The 19,160-nt window shown below is 51.6% G+C and carries 16 protein-coding genes; 14 read left to right on the top strand and 2 right to left on the bottom strand.

Annotation, left to right across the window (positions count from 1 at the left end; all coding sequences use genetic code 11):
* Nucleotides 1-14 precede the first annotated feature (14 nt).
* Nucleotides 15-1,229 (bottom strand): hypothetical protein, encoded by a 1,215-nt coding sequence (locus V7676_RS15400; RefSeq protein ID WP_335660499.1) that lies wholly within the window; start codon nt 1,227-1,229, stop codon nt 15-17.
* A gap of 202 nt (nt 1,230-1,431) precedes the next feature.
* Here V7676_RS15400 and V7676_RS15405 point away from each other — a divergent pair, with 202 nt between their 5' ends.
* The 5 genes from V7676_RS15405 to V7676_RS15425 all read left to right on the top strand — a co-directional run bounded on the left by V7676_RS15405 (nt 1,432) and on the right by V7676_RS15425 (nt 7,598).
* A complete protein-coding gene (locus V7676_RS15405; protein ID WP_335660500.1) occupies nt 1,432-2,916 on the top strand; it encodes a lipopolysaccharide biosynthesis protein in 1,485 nt (494 codons plus the stop codon).
* Nucleotides 2,913-3,452 (top strand): RNA polymerase sigma factor, encoded by a 540-nt coding sequence (locus V7676_RS15410; RefSeq protein ID WP_335660501.1) that lies wholly within the window; start codon nt 2,913-2,915, stop codon nt 3,450-3,452. Before V7676_RS15405 ends, V7676_RS15410 begins: the two co-directional genes overlap by 4 nt.
* Before the next feature lie 37 nt (nt 3,453-3,489).
* Nucleotides 3,490-4,470 (top strand): FecR family protein, encoded by a 981-nt coding sequence (locus V7676_RS15415; protein ID WP_335660502.1) that lies wholly within the window; start codon nt 3,490-3,492, stop codon nt 4,468-4,470.
* Nucleotides 4,452-6,857: a TonB-dependent receptor gene (locus tag V7676_RS15420; RefSeq protein WP_335660503.1), complete on the top strand. Its 2,406-nt coding sequence runs from the start codon at nt 4,452-4,454 to the stop codon at nt 6,855-6,857. The genes V7676_RS15415 and V7676_RS15420 overlap by 19 nt, the downstream gene beginning before the upstream one ends.
* Before the next feature lie 285 nt (nt 6,858-7,142).
* The gene (locus tag V7676_RS15425) at nt 7,143-7,598 is read left to right on the top strand and encodes a hypothetical protein (RefSeq protein ID WP_335660504.1); all 456 of its coding nucleotides are present in this window, start codon (nt 7,143-7,145) and stop codon (nt 7,596-7,598) included.
* Between the two features lie 479 nt (nt 7,599-8,077).
* Here V7676_RS15425 and V7676_RS15430 read toward each other — a convergent pair whose 3' ends face one another.
* Nucleotides 8,078-9,418, bottom strand: a complete 1,341-nt coding sequence (locus V7676_RS15430; RefSeq protein ID WP_335660505.1) for an MFS transporter — start codon at nt 9,416-9,418, stop codon at nt 8,078-8,080.
* A gap of 122 nt (nt 9,419-9,540) precedes the next feature.
* Between V7676_RS15430 and V7676_RS15435 the strand changes: the two genes are divergently transcribed.
* The 9 genes from V7676_RS15435 (at nt 9,541) to V7676_RS15475 (ending at nt 19,018) form a co-directional block, all read left to right on the top strand.
* Nucleotides 9,541-9,888, top strand: a complete 348-nt coding sequence (locus V7676_RS15435; RefSeq protein WP_335660506.1) for a hypothetical protein — start codon at nt 9,541-9,543, stop codon at nt 9,886-9,888.
* 65 nt (nt 9,889-9,953) lie between these two features.
* Nucleotides 9,954-11,204 carry a TolC family protein gene (locus V7676_RS15440; protein ID WP_335660507.1) on the top strand — a complete coding sequence of 417 codons (1,251 nt, stop codon included), beginning with the start codon at nt 9,954-9,956 and terminating at the stop codon, nt 11,202-11,204.
* A complete protein-coding gene (locus V7676_RS15445) occupies nt 11,201-12,439 on the top strand; it encodes an efflux RND transporter periplasmic adaptor subunit (protein WP_335660508.1) in 1,239 nt (412 codons plus the stop codon). The genes V7676_RS15440 and V7676_RS15445 overlap by 4 nt, the downstream gene beginning before the upstream one ends.
* A 14-nt stretch (nt 12,440-12,453) precedes the next feature.
* Nucleotides 12,454-15,606 (top strand): efflux RND transporter permease subunit, encoded by a 3,153-nt coding sequence (locus V7676_RS15450; RefSeq protein WP_335660509.1) that lies wholly within the window; start codon nt 12,454-12,456, stop codon nt 15,604-15,606.
* 53 nt (nt 15,607-15,659) lie between these two features.
* The gene (locus V7676_RS15455; protein ID WP_335660526.1) at nt 15,660-16,316 is read left to right on the top strand and encodes a HupE/UreJ family protein; all 657 of its coding nucleotides are present in this window, start codon (nt 15,660-15,662) and stop codon (nt 16,314-16,316) included.
* A gap of 10 nt (nt 16,317-16,326) precedes the next feature.
* The gene (locus V7676_RS15460) at nt 16,327-16,938 is read left to right on the top strand and encodes a hypothetical protein (protein WP_335660510.1); all 612 of its coding nucleotides are present in this window, start codon (nt 16,327-16,329) and stop codon (nt 16,936-16,938) included.
* Nucleotides 16,939-17,212: 274 nt separating this feature from the next.
* A complete protein-coding gene (locus tag V7676_RS15465) occupies nt 17,213-17,488 on the top strand; it encodes a metal/formaldehyde-sensitive transcriptional repressor (protein WP_335660511.1) in 276 nt (91 codons plus the stop codon).
* Nucleotides 17,485-18,450, top strand: a complete 966-nt coding sequence (gene dmeF, locus V7676_RS15470; RefSeq protein WP_335660512.1) for a CDF family Co(II)/Ni(II) efflux transporter DmeF — start codon at nt 17,485-17,487, stop codon at nt 18,448-18,450. Before V7676_RS15465 ends, dmeF begins: the two co-directional genes overlap by 4 nt.
* Before the next feature lie 19 nt (nt 18,451-18,469).
* Nucleotides 18,470-19,018, top strand: a complete 549-nt coding sequence (locus tag V7676_RS15475) for a manganese efflux pump MntP (RefSeq protein WP_335660513.1) — start codon at nt 18,470-18,472, stop codon at nt 19,016-19,018.
* Nucleotides 19,019-19,160 lie beyond the last annotated feature (142 nt).

A 19,160-nucleotide genomic window follows, 5' to 3' on the forward strand; every position in this document is an offset into this window, starting at 1 on the left:
GTTTCTCAAAAAGTTTAGATCGCCACAGCCTGCGGCATGGAGCCAATGGCTGGGGCGTCTGTCCTGCATTCAATATTTTGCCGAGGCAGTCTTTCGATATCCACAAAATCGGCAATCGCTTCGGCAGCACGCTCTCCGGAAGATTTGTTCGCGTCTAGAGAGAATGACTGATGAAAAGCCTCCGCCTGGATTTTGCGAAAATGCAACTTTAGCGGTAACGACTGATGGAGCGTTTCTTGGAACTTACTCATATCGTCCAATACGGGTCCAAATTTCCAACATGCATAGTTGGGGTCGGTTTGCCACTGGGCATTATGCGAATTGAGAAAAATTGCGGGACGCGGGTTCTTGATAAATTCATAGATCTGGCTGCTTACATCGCCAAGATAAATATCGGCGGCCCGGGTATAAGACATATCCACGCTTCGCGGACTGCCGGTATCAATATGGATATTGTCCGCATTCAAATAGCGCTGCGACAGATTGTGCCGGACTTTTAACATCCGGTGTTCAATGGATGCCAGAAGCTTCCGGCGAAACAGCATGACATGCGGCGCAAAAATAAGGTTAAACTCACTCTGGGAAGCGAAATGGTCCAAAATCTGCTCGCCATATTTAAACCATGACGACAATTTTGGATCGAAATGCGGATTATAGAGAATGACCGGTTTGTCGTTACTAAAAAAGCGGCGCTGCGGCTGCTCAGATCGAGCTTCAAATTTCGGGTAGCCCACAATACGGTGGTTGCCAGATCGGATGACTCCAGCATCCAGCATCCGCTTTCTAGTCTTTTCACCGGGCAATAGCACATAGTCGAAGTGGCGAATATCCTTAGAGAAGCCAATGGACCGGTCACCCGCGCCATGCGGGAAAAATATTAATTTCGGTTTATCCATTCCGCATTTAGTCTTCAGAAAAGTTGTTGTTGTTTCGGGTACAACCAGCGCGTCGAAACAGCTGAATAATTCTGTATTGGCCATCAGCCCGCTGATCCGGGTGAGCGGAAGCAAATTACCAAGGGCTTTTTCCGATATCTTGCTTAGCCGATCGGACTTGATCGACCAGAATACTGGTTGAGGCAGATCGGGCGCCAGATGTTGCTTGACTGCCGCTGTTTGGAGTTCGCTGGAAGTAATCACCTCAATCTTTGCTGTCGGAGCCAGACGCTGGAGATGCGATATAATCGGCGCTGTATGCGCAACCTGATGCAACTCATCATGATTGAACAAAAAGCCAATACGCTTTGAAGGCCCACAATCCGGGCCGCTCAATTTTCTTTCATCGGATGTCCGACCTCGCTATGATATCGAACTTAAGGCGGATAAAAAGCGCCAAACCCGCACATGAAAATTTTTAAGTGAGGAAGTTGCCGCATGACTCCGTCAAATAGATATATGTATATCTATTTGACTTTTAGAGCTGGACCTGACCTTGACTGATCCCAAAGTTCGCAAGACTATCGACTCCGCTCGTGATGATATGGGTGACCTGCAGCGGGCGATGCTTGCAGTCTTTTCCAGCTCCGTCACGCGTATCCTTGCTCGTGTTATGCTCATTGTTTTTGTGGTGAAGCTTTATGGCTTGGGCAGCTTTGGTTATCTTGGGGAAACCGCAGCGCTGGTCGAGTTGTTGGCGGCTTTGGCAAGTTTTGGCCTGCCCAAAACACTCTTGGCTTATCTCGATCAGGCCGATGGTGATCCTGTCACAGAAGGAAGGTTGATCAGCAACGCAATTGCGCTTTCCGCGTTGCTTGGAATAATTTTGGGTACGGTTTTGTGGCTGCTATGGCCGCTTATTTTCCCGCCATCTTCGGGCGTGCCCGCCTATGCGGCGGCGGCGGTATTTTTGATTGCGACAACGGAATTAATGCTAACTGTCACGCGATCACGGCGTGTCATACGCTGGGATGCAATGGTGAAAGGATTTGTAAAACCCTGGGGCTTTCTGTTGCTTTGCGTTGGGGGATATTTCCTGCTGGTCAAAACCGGTATATTTTCAGCAGTGGGCGCGCTTTTTGCCGGATATATAGCATCAACTGTACTGGCTTTATTTGTTGCTCTTTTCGGATTGATATGGACGCGGCGTAAAAATAGCTATGCGCTGGTGCTGCCTGATTTAATGGGCATGCGTAGGCTCTTTAAAAATAGCTTCTCTACCGCGATAGTTGATGCAGGAAGCTTCAGTTTTCGGCGGCTCGACATTATATTGCTCGGTGTAATTGCCGGGCCGACTGCCACCGGAATTTATTATCTGGTTCAGCAACTGGCAACCGTCGTCGAGAAAATGCGGCATCTTTTTGAGCCAATGGCAGCGCCGGTATTGGCGCAGGCTAAATCCATGGTTGTTACCAGCGCGCATCTCAAAAAATTATGTTTGTGGATATTTTCTGCCCAGGTCGGGCTCGCGACTGTTTTCGTATCATTCGCGGCGGCGATACTGGGTCTTTTTGACGCAGTTTATATGCATGCCGCCATCCTGATGATGGTGATATTAATGGGTGAAATTGCAGAGGGAACATCGGGTTTGATCGAGCTGCCATTGGTTTTCAACGCTCCTGCCATTGCGTCCCGGAACATCATTATCGCGTTGATATGCGAAATCGGGCTTGTTGCTCTCGGCGCATATAATTTCGGCCTAATGGGAGCAGCCGCTGGCTTTTCTTTAGCAATGATGTTGCTAGCAATATTGCGATTTTCATCCGCTCATACCGCTCTGGGCCTGACAATCATCGACGCGTCCTATGCAAAACCGGTGGGCGCAGCTATTGTTGCTGCCGGTGCTACCATAGGACTGAACATGATCCTTGTTGCCGAAAACAATCTATATCTAGCTTTTTCCGTGGTCGTTTGCTTATTAACTTATCTTCTGGTGCTTCGCTTATTTGGCCTTTCGCTTTGGCTTGCCCGAACGTCATGACGCAATCCATCCAAACCAGTGTAATTTTGTCTGTCTATCTGGATAACCGCCAGAAGCTGGAACGATTTTTAAGCATAAGATTTTCGCACGAGGTTGAAGCGGAAGACGCAATTCAGGAATTATGGACTCGCATCAATGATATGGATGACAGTGCGATTGATGATCCGTTGGCCTATTTATTCCGAATGGCAAATAATTTGGCGATTGACCGCAAACGTTCAGTGCAGATGCGCAAAAAACGTGAGCGAGCGTGGGTTGAGACGCGCATCCAGCGCGTTGCCAATGATATAGTTGATAACGAGCCGAGCGCTGAGCGCATATTGCTATCGCGTGAGAAACTGGAAGAAGTCGATCATGCACTGGACAAGCTGCCGGAGAGAACATCGCGTATTTTCAAGCAATTCAGAGTGGAAGGCGTGCCCCAGAAAATCATAGCTTACGAAGAGGAGATTAGCTTGAGTGCTGTCGAAAAGCACCTCATGCGCGCCTATCAGGCTATATTGAAGCTAAAATCAGATGGGGGATATCCATGGTGACAACGTCTGATAAGATGACAGGAGGATGGGCAATCCAATGAACAACAAAGTCATCCCGAACACTATTTTAAGCGAAGCTTTGCAATGGCACTTACGGGTAAGTGAGCCTGATGCTTCCGCAGAAATCTGGACAGGCTTGGCTGACTGGTTGGCGCAAGACAAGCTGCACAATGATGCCTATGATTATGTCTCTCACGCGGATGCTGATTTGAATGAATGGGCAGAATTGCAAACTGCCGATGTTGAATTGGTACCGGCAAATGTAGACGATGCAGTATTTTCTACCCATAATGACAATGATGATCAAACGCGTCAGCGGTGGTATACTTATGGCGGCCTTGGACTAGCAGCTTCCATCATTTTATCGATTATCTTGTGGCCGCAATTATCCGCTCCCCGCTATGAAACAATCATTACAAAGCCGGGACAGACACAAATTGTGCAGATGGGCGAAGGATCGCGCATTCATGTCAACGGTGACAGCGAAGTTACTATCACCAAGGGTAATAATCGTTTTGCCAAACTGGAGCGCGGTGAAGCTAAATTCTACGTCAAGCATGATGCAAGAAACCCGTTTACAGTTCTGAGCGGTAAATTTGAACTTGTAGACCAAGGTACCATTTTCAATGTAAAAAGAACGCCCCGTGAATTTTCAGTAGGCGTATCGGAAGGCGCGGTTACGTTCAGAAGCGATCAAAAACTCGTCGAAATATCGCGCGGCAAGATGCTGTCCATCGGAAGGACCGGAGGCGCAGTATTGAAACCCATAGATCCAAGCTATATTGGCGAGTGGACCCGTAAACAACTGACCTATGATATCGCGCCAATCGCGACTGTCATTGCTGATATTAATCGCAATACAGGTTTGGTTGTAGCGATTGATCCATCCATTACAGGCCGAACATTTTCGGGGACTATCCAGTTGAATGATGATCCCGAAAAATTAATGACCCAGCTTGAGCAGTTGCTTGATTTGGATGCGCAAGATACAAAGCAGGGATGGTTGCTAACCCAATAAAATTACTCTTAAAACTGGCGATTTTTTCGGCAATCCTTGCTACGCCGATACCGATGCTCAGCCCGGCTGAAGCAGCGGAACGTTATAGCTTGGTTATTCCTTCGGGTAATCTTAGCCAGTCCATTTCACGCCTGTCTTCGCAATCCGGGGCTTCAATCGGATCAGTTGATGTCAGCCTTAATGATTACAGGGCTTCAGCACTTCGCGGAAAATATACTCTGCGTCAGGCTCTGAAAAAGCTGCTCCGCAACACCGATCTTGACTTTGTGGTTTTGAATGAACGCACGGCGCGCATTATACGCAGGCCGGCACGCACAGTAGCAAGGCCAGTTAGCAAAAAACAAGAGCCGGGGCGGGGCAAGTCTGCCGTTCAAGCCCCCCCAACAACCAATATTGAAACCCCGATCATCGTCGTGACGGCTTCCAAGCAAGGTTCGCCGTTAAAAGATTTTGCCGGTAGCGCCGTGATTGTCGATATTGCAACAGCTGGACAGGTTGCAGAATCTGAAGGATTGGAAGGGCTAATCTCCAGGCTGCCCACAACCGCGCAAACCAATTTGGGATTAGGGCGGAACAAATTATTCCTGAGAGGAATTGCAGACAGTAGCCTGATCGGAACCACCCAATCGACAATTGGTTTATATATGGACGAAACCCGGCTTTCGTATAGCGGGTCCAATCCGGATTTGCGAACTTATGACCAAAGCCGTGTGGAAGTGCTGGAGGGGCCGCAGGGAACATTGTTCGGAGCCGGAACCATTGGCGGGATTATTAAAATCGTCACTAATAAGCCCGAACCGGACGCTGTTTCAGGGGCCGTTTGGTCCAGTCTTGGAGCGAGCGAAGGCGGGGGAGCTAGCTATGATCTTGCTTCTATGGTCAACCTGCCGGTCAATGAAAACCTCGCGGTTCGTGCAGTAGGTTATTATCAACATGATGGCGGTTATATCGACGATGTCGGCCGCGATCTTAACAATGTAAACAGCAGTGAAGTTTTTGGAGGCCGATTGGCATTGCGCTATCAAAACCGCGATAACTGGATTGTTGATCTCAACCTCCTCCATCAGTCCAATGAAACGCGCGATGGCCAGTATTCTGAACGAGATCAACTCGAACGCACTCGCTCTTCTTTGGTGGCCCAGCCATTTGATGGGGATTTTTCAAGCGGGTCATTGACTGCCTCAAAACAATGGGACAAGTTTAAACTGATTTCCTCTTTGGCTTATGTCGAGCAACGCAATTTCTCTACATTTGACGCGTCAATATTATCGCCAACAATGGCTGCGATGACCTTTAATGAGGAAATTAAAGGCAATCTGCTGACCCATGAAACCCGGCTTAGCTGGAGGAGCGATAGCGGACATTCGGCGGTGGTGGGCATCGCTTATCTCGATAACAGGGATATCGTCACACTGGAAATGGGTACGCCAGATGCGCCGGAAAGGTTAAGCCAGACTGAAAATGATAATCTGGAAGCAGCTCTTTTTGGGGAAGCCAGTTATCAGGTTTCCGATGACATAACGGCCAGCTTAGGCGGACGTTTGGCCTATTCCAAATCAGTTGCAGAAGTTGTCATTGATGGCGGTCAGGAACTCGATCCCAGTAGAGCCAGAGTGCGCTTGCTTCCAAAGGCTGCTCTTGCCTGGAAACCGGATTCCAACGGACTAATCTATGCCAGCTATCAGGAAGGATTTCGCAGCGGCGGCATTAGCATTGGATTGGGGGCCAATAATCCGATCACGCAATTTGCATCAGATACCATTCAGACAAGCGAGGCCGGTATCAAAATTGGTCGCCGGGCTGATAGCCGTTTTTCAGCCGACTTCGCTTTTTTCTATTCGAAATGGAATAATATTCAGGCTGACCTAATTGATGAAGCCGGCTTTCCGCGCACAACAAATATCGGCAATGGTCTCGTCTATGGGGTCAGCTTAGGCGCAAATTGGGCAGTGACCGATCACCTTAGTGTTTATGGACGTTATTTTGCCAATGAGAGCGAACTAACCGAAGCAGCAGCCAATTTTGTAGTCGGGGATGAATCGCGACTGCCCAATATAGCGGAGATGGGGGCAAATGTCGGTTGGGTATGGGCGCTTGCTTTATCTGATAACCGCGAACTGACTTTCCAGTCCGATATCCGCTATGTCGGAACATCACAGCTTGGTATCGACCCATTTTTGTCACTTGAACAAGGCAAATATGTGCTGGTCAACAGTTCCGCCCAGTATCAAATAAACCAGTGGAAATTTTCGCTTAATGTCAACAATCTGTTCAACTCTGAAGCCAATTCATTTGCGCTTGGCAACCCCTTTTCCGTTGCAGATGGATTGCAAATTACTCCCCTGCGACCACGGACTGTCACATTAGGAGTTAAAGTGAAGCTGTAGGCTGTTCTGGGATTTCGAACCGTGATCCACCCTGCTAAGCTTGCGCAAAAAAAAATCGAATGAACCGGTTCATTGGCATTAAATTTACCTAGCTGGATGCGTAAAGATTTCACCACTGATAGAAATGCGTTGCGTCTGCTACGACTGCTTATCAGTATGGACTAACGGCAATTTGTAGGTATCGCACATCTACGCTGGACAATGTGCATTTTTCTATATGCCACTAAGCTATGCTGCTGAACAAGAGCCATATACCGTCAATACAACCGCAGGATTTGTTACGCCATGAAACTTGCACCAATATTTGGAACGGCTCTCTGCGGACTATTTGTCGCTTCGTGTTCGACAAATAGCGGCGATGGTGAGGCTGTTGGTGACGGTTTACTAATTGCGATTGACCAAGACAACACCCTTTATGCAACGCAAGAGAATAAAGGTATTTTTGAGATCGTTGAAAATTGCATCCGTCTTCGTCTAGACGATGGGCGGGAATATACACCGCTATTTGGAACGAATTTTCGTGCGGAAAACGATAAAAGATTAGTCTCGGAAAATGGGAAAGTCAGTATTCAATTTGGTAAATCCCTCTCGTTTGGAGGGCGGGCGCTACCCGATGATGCGGCTGTTGATAGCAAAGTGAAGCGCGTCGGAGAGCAATGCGGAAGGCCGTTATTTAAAGTTGGACCAGTATCGCAAATCTTGAGCGACCCTCCAGCCCCTCCGCATCCCAAGATTGACTAAAAAAGAGAGCGGTTGTTTAAGAACTATTTGAACAACCGCTCGATCTCGTAGTTCAAATAAACTTAGTTGATTATAGGCTGCCTTGCGTTCCAGCCAATCTTTCGATTTGGCTTCATGTGCAAGCCATGCCTCGAATTAGTTCAGTAGCCCGCCATAGCCGCAAATTCAGTGAATAAAAGTTGTCTCTGCCTTGAGGATTGAGCTTCCATATGAGTTTACTACCTAGCCGGGATGGCCACGAAGAATGTCAGCTTCTAGGGACTAGGAATTAGTCCATCGATGTCTTGGTTGGGGCGCGAAGCAGTCATAAAATTGGTCTCAACTGAACCTCCGCGATTGGGGCGTTTGGCGACTGGCTGTTCACCAGCCTGAAAGCGATTAGGCAGCTTTTAGGAGATCCCGACCGATTGAGTGATTGCGAATGGCAACAACTTGTTGGGTAGTGGAATGTCTGTTTGTCGAAGGAAGAGTCGCGATCCCTATCCTCGCGGCCATTGCGGGTGCAGATCGTCGATCACATAGGCGTGATCGCCAGAAGTCTGCCCTCCATGTTGATCGCGCAGATGCTGGTGGTCTGGCGGTAAATCATCATGACTATGCGCTATGATCTGGGGATCGCCTGCGGGCCAAAAGATAAAGGCTGCAATGATTCCAGACAACGCCAGAAGCGCTAATATGGCAAATGCCGCTGCTTGCCCGAACGCCGCTCCCACTTGACCGGCGAGCGGATAGGCAATCAGCCAGCAGCTGTGACTTAGTGCAAATTGCGCCGCGAAGATGGCAGGACGATCTTCGGCATGAGCCGACCGCCGTAAAAGGCGGCCTGATGGTGTGACGCTGGCAGAATAGCCTATCCCCAGCGCGAACCATCCGGTCAGAACGATTTGCCAATAATAAGATGACTGTTGCAATAACGATGTCATCATTGCCATTATAGCTAGACCGCCAAATAATCCGGTTGCCGCTGTCATCATCACTTTTCGGTCGCTCAATCGGCCCAGGATGCGCGGCAATAATAGTGCAGAAAGCATGGAGCCTGCCCCATAGCTTGCCAACGTCAACGCGACCGCCTCATCTCCCAAACCGAGCTGATCGCGCACGATCACGATGGTGTTGACGATGACCATTGCGCTTGCTGCTGCTGAAGCCAGGGTTAGTGCAAGCAGTCCTTTCAGCCTGGGTGTTTTAAGATAAATCCGCAGACCTCTTGTGGTATTGGCGAAGATACCGCCAGTGCGCGTGATCGCCTTGGTCGCCGGTAAAGTGACCGACAAGACAAACAGTGCAGAAGCAATAAAGCCGATGCCGGTGCCTGCGAAAAGCCAGTGAAAGCTGACTACAGACAGCAAGGCAGCGGCGAGCATCGGACTCAGCAGATTCTCCAGATCATATGCGAGCCGCGAGAAGGAAAGTGCTTTTGTGTAGTCATCCTCGTCTGGCAAAACATCCGGAATAGTCGCCTGGAAGGTGGGCGTGAACGCTGCCGATGCCGATTGCAGAACGAAGATCAACAGATAAATTTGCCAGATCTGATCGACAAAAGGCAACATGAATGCAACGCCCGCCCGCACTGCGTCCATTGCAACCAGAAACGCACTTCGCGGTAGCCGATCTGCATAGGCACCGACGATGGGAGCAACAAAAATATAAGCGATCATCTTGATAGCAAGCGCTGTACCGAGCACGGCACCAGCGTTACTGCCAGCAAGATCATAAGCGAGCAGAGCTAGCGCGATGGTCGCAAGTCCTGTCCCGATTAGCGCAATAATCTGGGCCGAGAGAAGGTTGCGGTAGATGTTGTTGCGTAGGATCTGGAGCATTTGTTACGAGTAGGTTGCGTTTTCATACGACTGCAAGTGAAAACGCGTCACGCACGCAAATATTCATTGTGATTCAGCAGGTCCATTGCTACTGCACCGTCATGTTCGCTCGATTTTCCCTAATGTTGATAGCTATCGCCCTTGTTTTCGGGAGCGTTCATGCTGGTCCGGGATTGGTTGAACATCATCATGATCACGATGCGGCGAGTTTTGCTTTTGATCATCACGAAGATAGCAATATACCCGCTGTGCAGCAGGACATTGCGCTCAACAGTCAGCCTGCTGATCAGGAAAACACCGGCGATCTGGAAGGTGATACGCATCAGCATTTTTCGCCGACGGTAGACCATTTGAGCGGCACCAAAGTTGAACCAATCAACCATGATGGTAGCAGCTTGGTCTTTGCGTCCGCTCCCGCTTTTATGCGGTCTGTGAAGCAGAAACCACCGATTGAGCCTCCTTTAGCCTGATTTATTAGCTGCAGCGCGAAGATTTCTGCGCGCTGTAATTGTTATGGATCAGGAGTTTACAACAAATGTTAAGATATTCACGTGCCGCCCTTCTGGCGGGTGCGTTGCTTGTGACCGGTGCACCAAGCCTTGCGGAGACCGTTTCGCTCGACCAGGCGGTTGCAAAGGCGCTTGAGACAGCGCCGCTATTGCGCGCCGAGGAAGCTGCGATTGCAGCAGCCCGCGCTGGCAAGGTGCAAGCTGACGTGCGTCCCAATCCATCGGTTACCGTAGAAGCAGAAAATTTCGTCGGCACTGGCCCTTATAGCGTGCTGCGCCGCGCGGAGGTTACCGCTACCTATAATCAACCTATTGAACGCGGCGGCAAACGAGCGGCGCGGGTTGCACTGGCTGAGCGAGATATTGGTGTGGCGATGGCATCTGCCAATGTAACTCAGCTGGAACTGGCCGCCGCTGTGCAGCGCTCGTTTCTGAATATTTTAATAGCCCAGCAAATCGAAGCCATTGCCAAGCAGCAGCTATCTATCGAGCAGGGCTTGCAGAGTGAAGCCTTACGGCGGGTGCGCGGATACAAGGACCCGTTATTTGTTGAAACGCGTGCCGCCGCACGAGTGGCGCAGGCCCAGATCGCGCTAGAACAATCTCAGGCAAAGTTGCGCAATGCGCGCAATGTTCTGGCCTCCTTTTGGGGTGGGGACGGCGATGATCTTGATGTGGTCGGAGAATTGGTGCTTGGCGGCAATCAAAAGACCGAACTGGCAGAGGCTGATCGCGCGCTCGAAGAAGCCAGGGTGGCGCGGGCAAGCGCAGCGGTTAATGTGGAACAAACCCGCAAGACTCAGGATTATACCGTCAATGGCGGCACGCGTTTTATCAAGGGAACCAATGATATTGCGCTGGTCGCCGGAATCACCATTCCGATCGGGCGTTTTGACCGCAATCAGGGTAATATCGAACGCGCGCGTGCCGAACGCTTGCGGCTTGAACTGACTGCAGAAGCCAATCGTCTGGAAAGATTACGCAGACGGGCAAGCCTGGGAGCCGAAGCAGCGCTCGCGCTCAGCCGGGCGAATTCTATCAAATCCGAAGTTTATCCGCGCGTGGCCAAGACGTTGGCGCAGGTACGTGACGGTTATAATCGCGGCGGTTTCAGCTTCCGGGATATGCAGGATGCCGCCGACGCTATTATTGCGGCGCAGGACGATTGGCTGACGGCCATGATCGAATATCGCGATCTCCAAACCGAATTAGACCGGCTTACCGGACGCTTTGATGCGTCCATTGCTGCAATTAATGAAGGATATACACAGCCATGAAGACGAACTGGAAAATTGGTGCAGCGGTGGCGGTTTTTCTGCTCGTGCCGATGGCCGCATGTAGCACAGATGTACCGAATGAAGCGGTCGAAGGTGAGGCAGCCGAAGAAGAAAAAGGCCCTCATCGCGGCAAGATGCTTCGTGACGGCGATTTTGCGGTCGAAATGACCGTCTTTGAAGACGGCGTGCCACCGGAATTTCGTGTCTATCCGACACGCGATGGCAAGCCTATCGACCCAAAAACTGTCAAGCTGACAGTCACATTGAAACGCCTTGATGGAGAAATTGAAAAATTCGCGTTCAAAGCAGAGAAAGATGTTCTTGTCGGGCAAGGCGTAGTGGTTGAACCGCACAGCTTCGATTACGAGGTTGTCGCAGTCGAAAACGGTAAGCGTCATGTCTGGAAATATTCCAGCCCTGAAGGCCAGACCAAGATCAACGCGTCTGCAGCAAAGGATGGCGGAATTGTAATAGAAACTGTCGGACCGCAAACGATCAGCGAAACACGGGAAGTCGAAGGTGTTGTCCAGTTAAACACCACGGCCCGCTCAGAGGTTCGCGCACAATTCCCTGGCAAGGTCATGCAGGTGACAAAAGCGGTGGGCGATTATGTCAAAAAAGGCCAGCTGCTGGCGCGGATTGAATCGAGTGAATCGCTTCAAATTTATCCGGTCTATTCGCCTGTCAGTGGCGTGGTTGCAGAGCGCAACGCCAATGTCGGCAATGTTGCCTATGACCAGCCTATTTATGTGATTACTGATCCAAGCAGCACAAGCGTTGTCTTTAATATCTTCCCTCGTGATTTGGGCACAATCCGGCCCGGCCAGAAAGTGATCATTGAGACGCTTGATGGGAAGATCGTCGCAGAATCGACGCTTGGGGGATATTTGCCTGAAGGCAATGCAGCGGCAGGAACTGCGCTGGTGCGCGCAAACCTGCCCAACCGCGATGGACGCTGGCGTCCGGGCATTGCTCTGCACGGCAAGGTAATGGTGAGTGCGGTAACAGTGCCGCTTGCCGTTCGAACCGAGGCGTTGCAGCCATTTCGTGATTTTACCGTCGTCTACGCCAATTTTGGTGAAATGTACGAAGCGCGCATGCTCGAACTTGGCCGGAAATCTTCTGAATGGACCGAGGTTTTGAGCGGTATCAAGCCCGGCACGAAATATGCAGCCAAAGGATCATTTCTCATTCGGCAGGACATTGAAAAGTCCGGCGCGTCTCACGATCACTGATGGAAAACCAAACTATGCTCGCTAGAATAATAGGATTTTCCATCGCACAGCGTTGGCTTGTGCTTGCCGTTGTCGTGATACTGATGGCGATTGGTGTGTGGAGCGCAACGCGTCTGCCTATCGATGCCGTGCCCGACATCACCAATGTTCAAGTCCAGATCAACACCGAGGCCGAGGGGTTCTCTCCCCTTGAGGCCGAACAGCGCATTACCTATCCGATCGAAACGGCGCTCGCGGGTATTCCCAAGCTGGACTATACCCGTTCGGTATCGCGCTATGGCCTCAGCCAGGTGACAGTCGTTTTTGAAGACGGCACGGATGTATATTTTGCGCGGCAGCTGGTGAACGAGCGCTTGCAGGCAGCGAAATCACAATTGCCACCGAACATCGAACCGCAAATGGGGCCTACTGCGACCGGCCTTGGCGAGATTTTTATGTATTCTGTAACCCCCAAAAAGGGTGCGCGCAAGTCCGATGGTTCAGAGTGGACTCCGACAGATTTACGCACATTGCATGACTGGGTAGTGCGACCACAGATGCGCAATGTTCGCGGGGTGGCCGAGGTAAACACCGTCGGCGGTTACACCAAGCAATATCATGTGACCCCTAATGCCGAGCAACTGGCGTCGCTGGGCATATCGCTGACCGATGTGGTCGATGCGCTGGAAGCGAATAATGCCAATGCCGGTGCAGGCTATGTAGAGCGGGCGGGCGAGCAAGTTCTGATCCGAATACCGGGGCGTGTAGAAGATCAGAATGATCTGTCACAGATCATTGTCGCAAAACGCGGCGGGATTCCGATCCGCGTTGGTAATATTGCTGATGTGGTTATCGGTTCTGAATTGCGCAACGGGGCGGCAACGGAGAATGGCAAGGAGATTGTGCTTGGCACGATCTATATGCTCACCGGTAGCAACCCGCGCATTGTCGCTCAGGCTGCTGCAGAAAAACTAGAAGAAGTGAACCGCTCGCTTCCCGCTGGCGTGCAGGCCGTGCCGCTCTATGATCGGACAGAATTGGTAGAGCGGACCATTGCAACAGTTGAGACAAACCTCCTCGAAGGCGCTTTGCTTGTAATTGTCATCCTGTTTCTGCTGCTCGGTAATGTTCGTGCTGCGCTGATTACCGCAGCGGTCATACCGATTTCCATGCTGATGACGCTATCCGGCATGGCGGCAGGGCGTGTCTCCGCGAACCTGATGAGCCTCGGCGCGCTCGATTTTGGTTTGATCGTCGATGGCGCTGTTATCATCGTCGAAAATTGTCTCAGACGGTTGGGGGAAGCACAGCAAAAAGCTGGTCGCCTGCTCGACCGTGAGGAACGTTTTAGCCTTGTTGCCCGCGCCAGCAGCGAAGTGATCCGTCCGTCGATATTTGGTGTTATCATCATTACCGTTGTCTATTTGCCGATCTTCGCGTTGACTGGGATTGAAGGCAAAACCTTTCACCCCATGGCGATTACCGTCATGCTTGCACTTACGGCAGCGCTGCTACTTTCGCTGACCTTTGTTCCTGCGGCGATTGCGATGTTCGTCACCGGCAAGGTTGAGGAGAAAGAGAACCGTGTCATGGCTTGGCTGCGGAAAGGCTATGCGCCTTTGCTCGACTGGTCGATGCCCAAGGGCAAAATCCTGATTGCCGGGGCAGCCTTGCTGGTTGCGGTCAGCGGATGGGGCGCAACGCGTCTGGGCTCGGAATTTATTCCAAACCTCGATGAAGGCGACATTGCCATGCACGCACTGCGCATCCCGGGCACCAGCCTGAGTCAGGCGATCCAGATGCAACAGTCGCTGGAAAAACGGATTAGCGAATTTCCAGAAGTCGAGCGGGTATTTGCTAAAATCGGGACAGCCGATGTGGCAACCGATCCGGTGCCGCCGTCGGTTGCCGATAATTTCATCATGCTCAAAGACCGCAAGGATTGGCCCGACCCGCGCAAGCCGCGCGAAAAACTGGTCGAGGAACTGAACGCAGCAGTGCAGCAGATTCCGGGCAATAATTATGAATTTACCCAGCCTGTGCAGATGCGGCTCAACGAACTGATTGCGGGTGTCCGCGCCGATGTTGCGGTGAAGCTATTCGGAGAGGATCTCGATCAACTGCTCGAAACGGGCGCCGAAATTGAAACGATCGTGGAATCGATACCCGGCGCGCAGGATACCAAGCTGGAACAGGTGACGGGGCTTCCCGTTCTGTCGGTGACGCCGCGCCGCGAACTTCTGGCGCGTTTTGGCATAAATATCAGCGATGTGCAGGATGCAGTGGCGACCGCTATCGGCGGGCGCAATGCGGGGCAGGTTTTTGAAGGGGACCGGCGCTTTGACGTCGTCGTTCGTTTGCCAGAAGAAATCCGCACCGATATTGAGCGGCTTGGCCGCTTGCCAATCCCGATTACAAGTGGGGGCAGCGGTGAGTTCGTGCCCTTGTCAGAAATTGCCAATATTGAACTGTCCGTTGGCCCTAACCAGATCAGCCGGGAAAACGGCAAGCGCCGCGCGGTCATTACCGCCAATGTTCGCGGACGCGATTTGGGATCGTTCATCACCGAACTGAGGTCAAAGATCGATAGCGATGTCGCACTGCCGGAAACCTATTATGTTCAATATGGCGGGACATTTGAACAGCTTCAGTCAGCAGCCACAAGATTGCAGATTGTCGTGCCTATGGCGCTCCTGCTTATCTTTGGCTTGTTGTTCATGCTGTTTCGTTCGACCCGCGATGCTGCCATCGTGTTCTCCGGGGTGCCCTTGGCACTGACTGGAGGAGTGGCGGCCTTGGCACTTCGCGATATCCCGCTTTCAATTTCAGCAGGGGTTGGCTTTATCGCTTTATCCGGCGTGGCAGTGCTCAATGGTGTCGTGATGTTATCCTTCATTCGCGATTTGCGGGAGCGCGGCATGGCGCTGGAGGAAGCCATTCGGGAAGGCGCGCTCACCCGGCTTCGTCCTGTGCTGATGACCGCGCTGGTCGCATCGCTCGGCTTTGTGCCGATGGCTCTGAACGTCGGGGCCGGATCAGAGGTCCAGCGACCACTTGCCACGGTCGTAATCGGAGGAATTATTTCCTCGACCATCCTGACGCTGATTGTGCTGCCTGCATTATACAGGCTGATCCACGGACGCGCCGAAAGAAGAGAGAAGAATATGCAAGCAGAACCAGCAACATGAGGAAATGTATGAAAATATCCGGACATAAATTTTCGGTCCAGGCTTTTCTGGGTATGCTATTGTGCCTGGCCTTCGCGACCACTGCCTATGCCCACGGGGTCGCAGAGGGAGATCAGGGCTATATCGAACAAACCAGCGGACCGCAGATCATCGCGTTTCTGTATCTGGGCGCTAAACATATGGTCACCGGCTATGACCATTTATTGTTTCTGTTCGGGGTAATTTTCTTCCTTTACCGGGCCAAGGATGTCGCAACATATGTGACTTTGTTTGCAATCGGTCACAGTACAACACTGCTTGCCGGTGTTTATTTTGGAACCAATGTCAGTTCCTACGCTGTCGATGCAATTATCGGGCTTTCGGTAGTTTATAAGGCACTTGACAATTTAGGTGCATATCAACGCTGGTTCGGCTTTCAGCCTAATACCAAAGCAGCGGTACTGATATTCGGCTTCTTCCACGGTTTCGGTCTTGCGACGAAATTGCAGGAATTCTCGCTTTCGCCTGACGGCCTGCTCACCAATTTGATTGCCTTCAACGTTGGTGTCGAAATCGGCCAGTTACTGGCGCTTGGCGCGATCCTGATTGCTATGGGCTATTGGCGGCGCACGGCGAGCTTTGGCCGTTATGCTTTTGCCGCCAATGTCGCGTTGATGACAGCAGGGTTTGTGCTGTTTGGCTACCAACTGACTGGATATTTTGCTGCTTGAAAGGACGAATATGACTCAGAACCCAAATCAGAACACGGCACATTTGCCGACACTGCATCAACTAAATCGGGCCACATTGCTTGCGGTTGTGGTCGCAAGCGGCTTGTTGGTAACAACAGTTCTACCTGCTGAATATGGCATTGACCCGACCGGGGTCGGCAATGCGCTGGGACTCAAAGAAATGGGTGATGCAAAGCGTGCTGAGCATCTAGCGGGCGATCGTGCTGTCACCGAGAAGGCGGACACATCAACCACAAACGCTCAGGCTGCCAATGCGACAGCCTCAACAGCAGATGGCGTTCAATCAGGTAAAGTATCGCTAACGTTGCAACCCAATGAGGGGCGCGAAGTTAAAGCAACAATGAAAGCGGGTGAGGTGTTTGACTTCATTTGGTCCACCGACGGCAAGGCGGTCAACTATGACCAGCATGGCGAGGAACCTGGGGCTGCTTCAAACGAATATACCAGTTACGACAAAGGGACCAAATCGTCAGCAAGCGGCAAGTTCCGCGCTCCATTTGATGGCACTCATGGCTGGTTTTGGCGCAATAGGACCGAAAGCCCAGTCATCATCACCGTGTCCGCAACCGGACAATTCTCGAAATTTGAACTCAAGGAATAGGAGCATAAAATATGCGTCATTCTCTAATCGTACTTGCCGCCTTCGCCACTATCGCCCGTCCAGCCTTGGCTCATCCAGAGCATGACGCACCAAGATAACTGAACATAGACGCGGTATGCGAAGAGCTCAGAAAGGGAATTATGGCAAGCAGGACCATACTTTGCACCAACGAGTTTCTGCATATTGTATAGTCAACCACTGCTAAGTTGAACTGTCAAAAATCACACACACAGAGTCTTTACACGGATCTTAATATAGGGTAGCCCCCTATCCTATGTCACATACATCAGATGATAAAAAACTGCTGTCCCGCGTCAGCCGCCTTAAAGGTCAGCTCGAAGCTGTTGAGCGGGCTTTGGAAAACAAGGCTCCTTGCGGTGAGATACTCAATCTAGTTGCCTCGGTGCGAGGGGCTGTAAATGGGCTTACCGTGGAACTGATCGAGGATCATGTCCGCGAACATGTCTCGAACCCTGAAACGGACACTGATGAAGGGCGCGCTCAAGGCGCGACAGATCTGATCCAGGTGATCCGGACATATTTGAAATGATCGCCTCCGAAAGTGCAACGCAAACCGGTCACGAACATGATCACGTATTTCTAGGCCAAAATCACGAGCGCAACGAGCGCCGAACCTGGTTCGTTATTGCCCTGACCAGCGTGATGATGGTTGTCGAGATTGCAGCAGGGACCATCTACGGTTCGATGGCGCTGGTCGCCGATGGCTGGCATATGTCCACGCATGCCGCTGCGATGCTGATAGCTGCGCTTGCCTATCTTTATGCGCGCCGCAATGCCAAAAACCCCCGCTTCACGTTTGGCACCGGCAAGGTGGGGGACCTTGCAGCTTTCGCCAGTGCAATTGTTCTGGCGCTGGTTGCGCTACTGATAGGATGGGAAAGTGTCGTTAGATTGGCAAACCCTGTCCCGATTAGTTTCCCGCAGGCCATTGTCGTCGCCGTTATTGGCCTGATTGTGAATTTAGTCAGCGCTTGGCTGCTCCGCGAAGATCATGACCATCATCATGGGCATAGCCACCATCACGATCACAGTCATGATGAGGACGACCACCATCATCATGGTCATCATGGACGGGATCAAAATCTGCGCGCCGCCTATCTCCATGTGCTGGCCGATGCCCTAACATCGGTTTTGGCGATTATCGCCCTGATAGCGGGCAGCGTCTACGGATGGATATGGCTTGACCCGCTCATGGGTATAGTTGGCGCGCTTGTCATCGCGCGTTGGTCATGGGGCCTGATGCGCGATACCGGCGCGATGATGCTGGATTACCGGGAGGCGGGCGATCCCATTGCTGCGAAAATCCGCTCCGTCGTCGAGGAAGCTGGAGACAAAATCACAGATTTGCATGTCTGGCAGCTGGGTCCGGGTCATCATGCCGCCATTATTGCCGTTAGCACGGCAAGTGAGATGAACCCCGTGGCTTACCGTGAGAGGCTGGCCCAAACCGCCGGGCTTTCTCATATCACCGTAGAAGTGAATGCTGCTTAGGGATTGAGGGAACGCGAGGGTGGAAAGCCTGTTTCTCATTGTGGCTCTGGCGGCGGGCTTGGCGATGGACGCCTTTGCGGTAGCGGTAGCTCAAGGTGCCGCAGGGCATAATTCACTGTTTCACGCCACTCGGACGGGAGCGGCTTTTGGCGTTGCGCAGGGCGTCATGCCATTTCTGGGATGGGCGCTTGGAATAGCCTTTGTTTCGCAGATCAGCGCTTATGATCACTGGATTGCTCTCATTCTGCTCAGCGGTTTAGGGATAAAAATGCTTTGGGAAGCGCTGGGCAGGAATGGAAACGATCCTGCTCCCAGTCTCTCAGGATGGGCATTGGGAGCAGCTGCGATAGCAACGAGCATAGACGCCTTTGCTGCCGGCATCACCTTACCGGCACTTGGGCTTCCGGTTCTGCTAACTTGTATTGCTATCGGGATACTCACCGCGCTGCTTTCCGGTTTGGGCGTGTTAATCGGCGCAATGGCAAGCTCGCGCATCGGAAAATACGCCGAGGTCGCAGGAGGTGTCCTTCTCGTCGCTCTGGGAATTAAGATTTTCGTCGAACACTAGCTCAGGAAAGATGCCTATTTTCCCTCAGTGTTTGAGTTATGCTGACCCGCTGGCACTCTGAAAGCGCGCCGGGCTACGGCGCTCTATCCGGCGCGTTTGCAGGGTACAGTCTTTGTTGGCGCGCCGAACTCACCTGCTGGCA

It is taken from the genome of Parasphingorhabdus sp., from assembly GCF_036963805.1.
Taxonomy (GTDB): domain Bacteria; phylum Pseudomonadota; class Alphaproteobacteria; order Sphingomonadales; family Sphingomonadaceae; genus Parasphingorhabdus.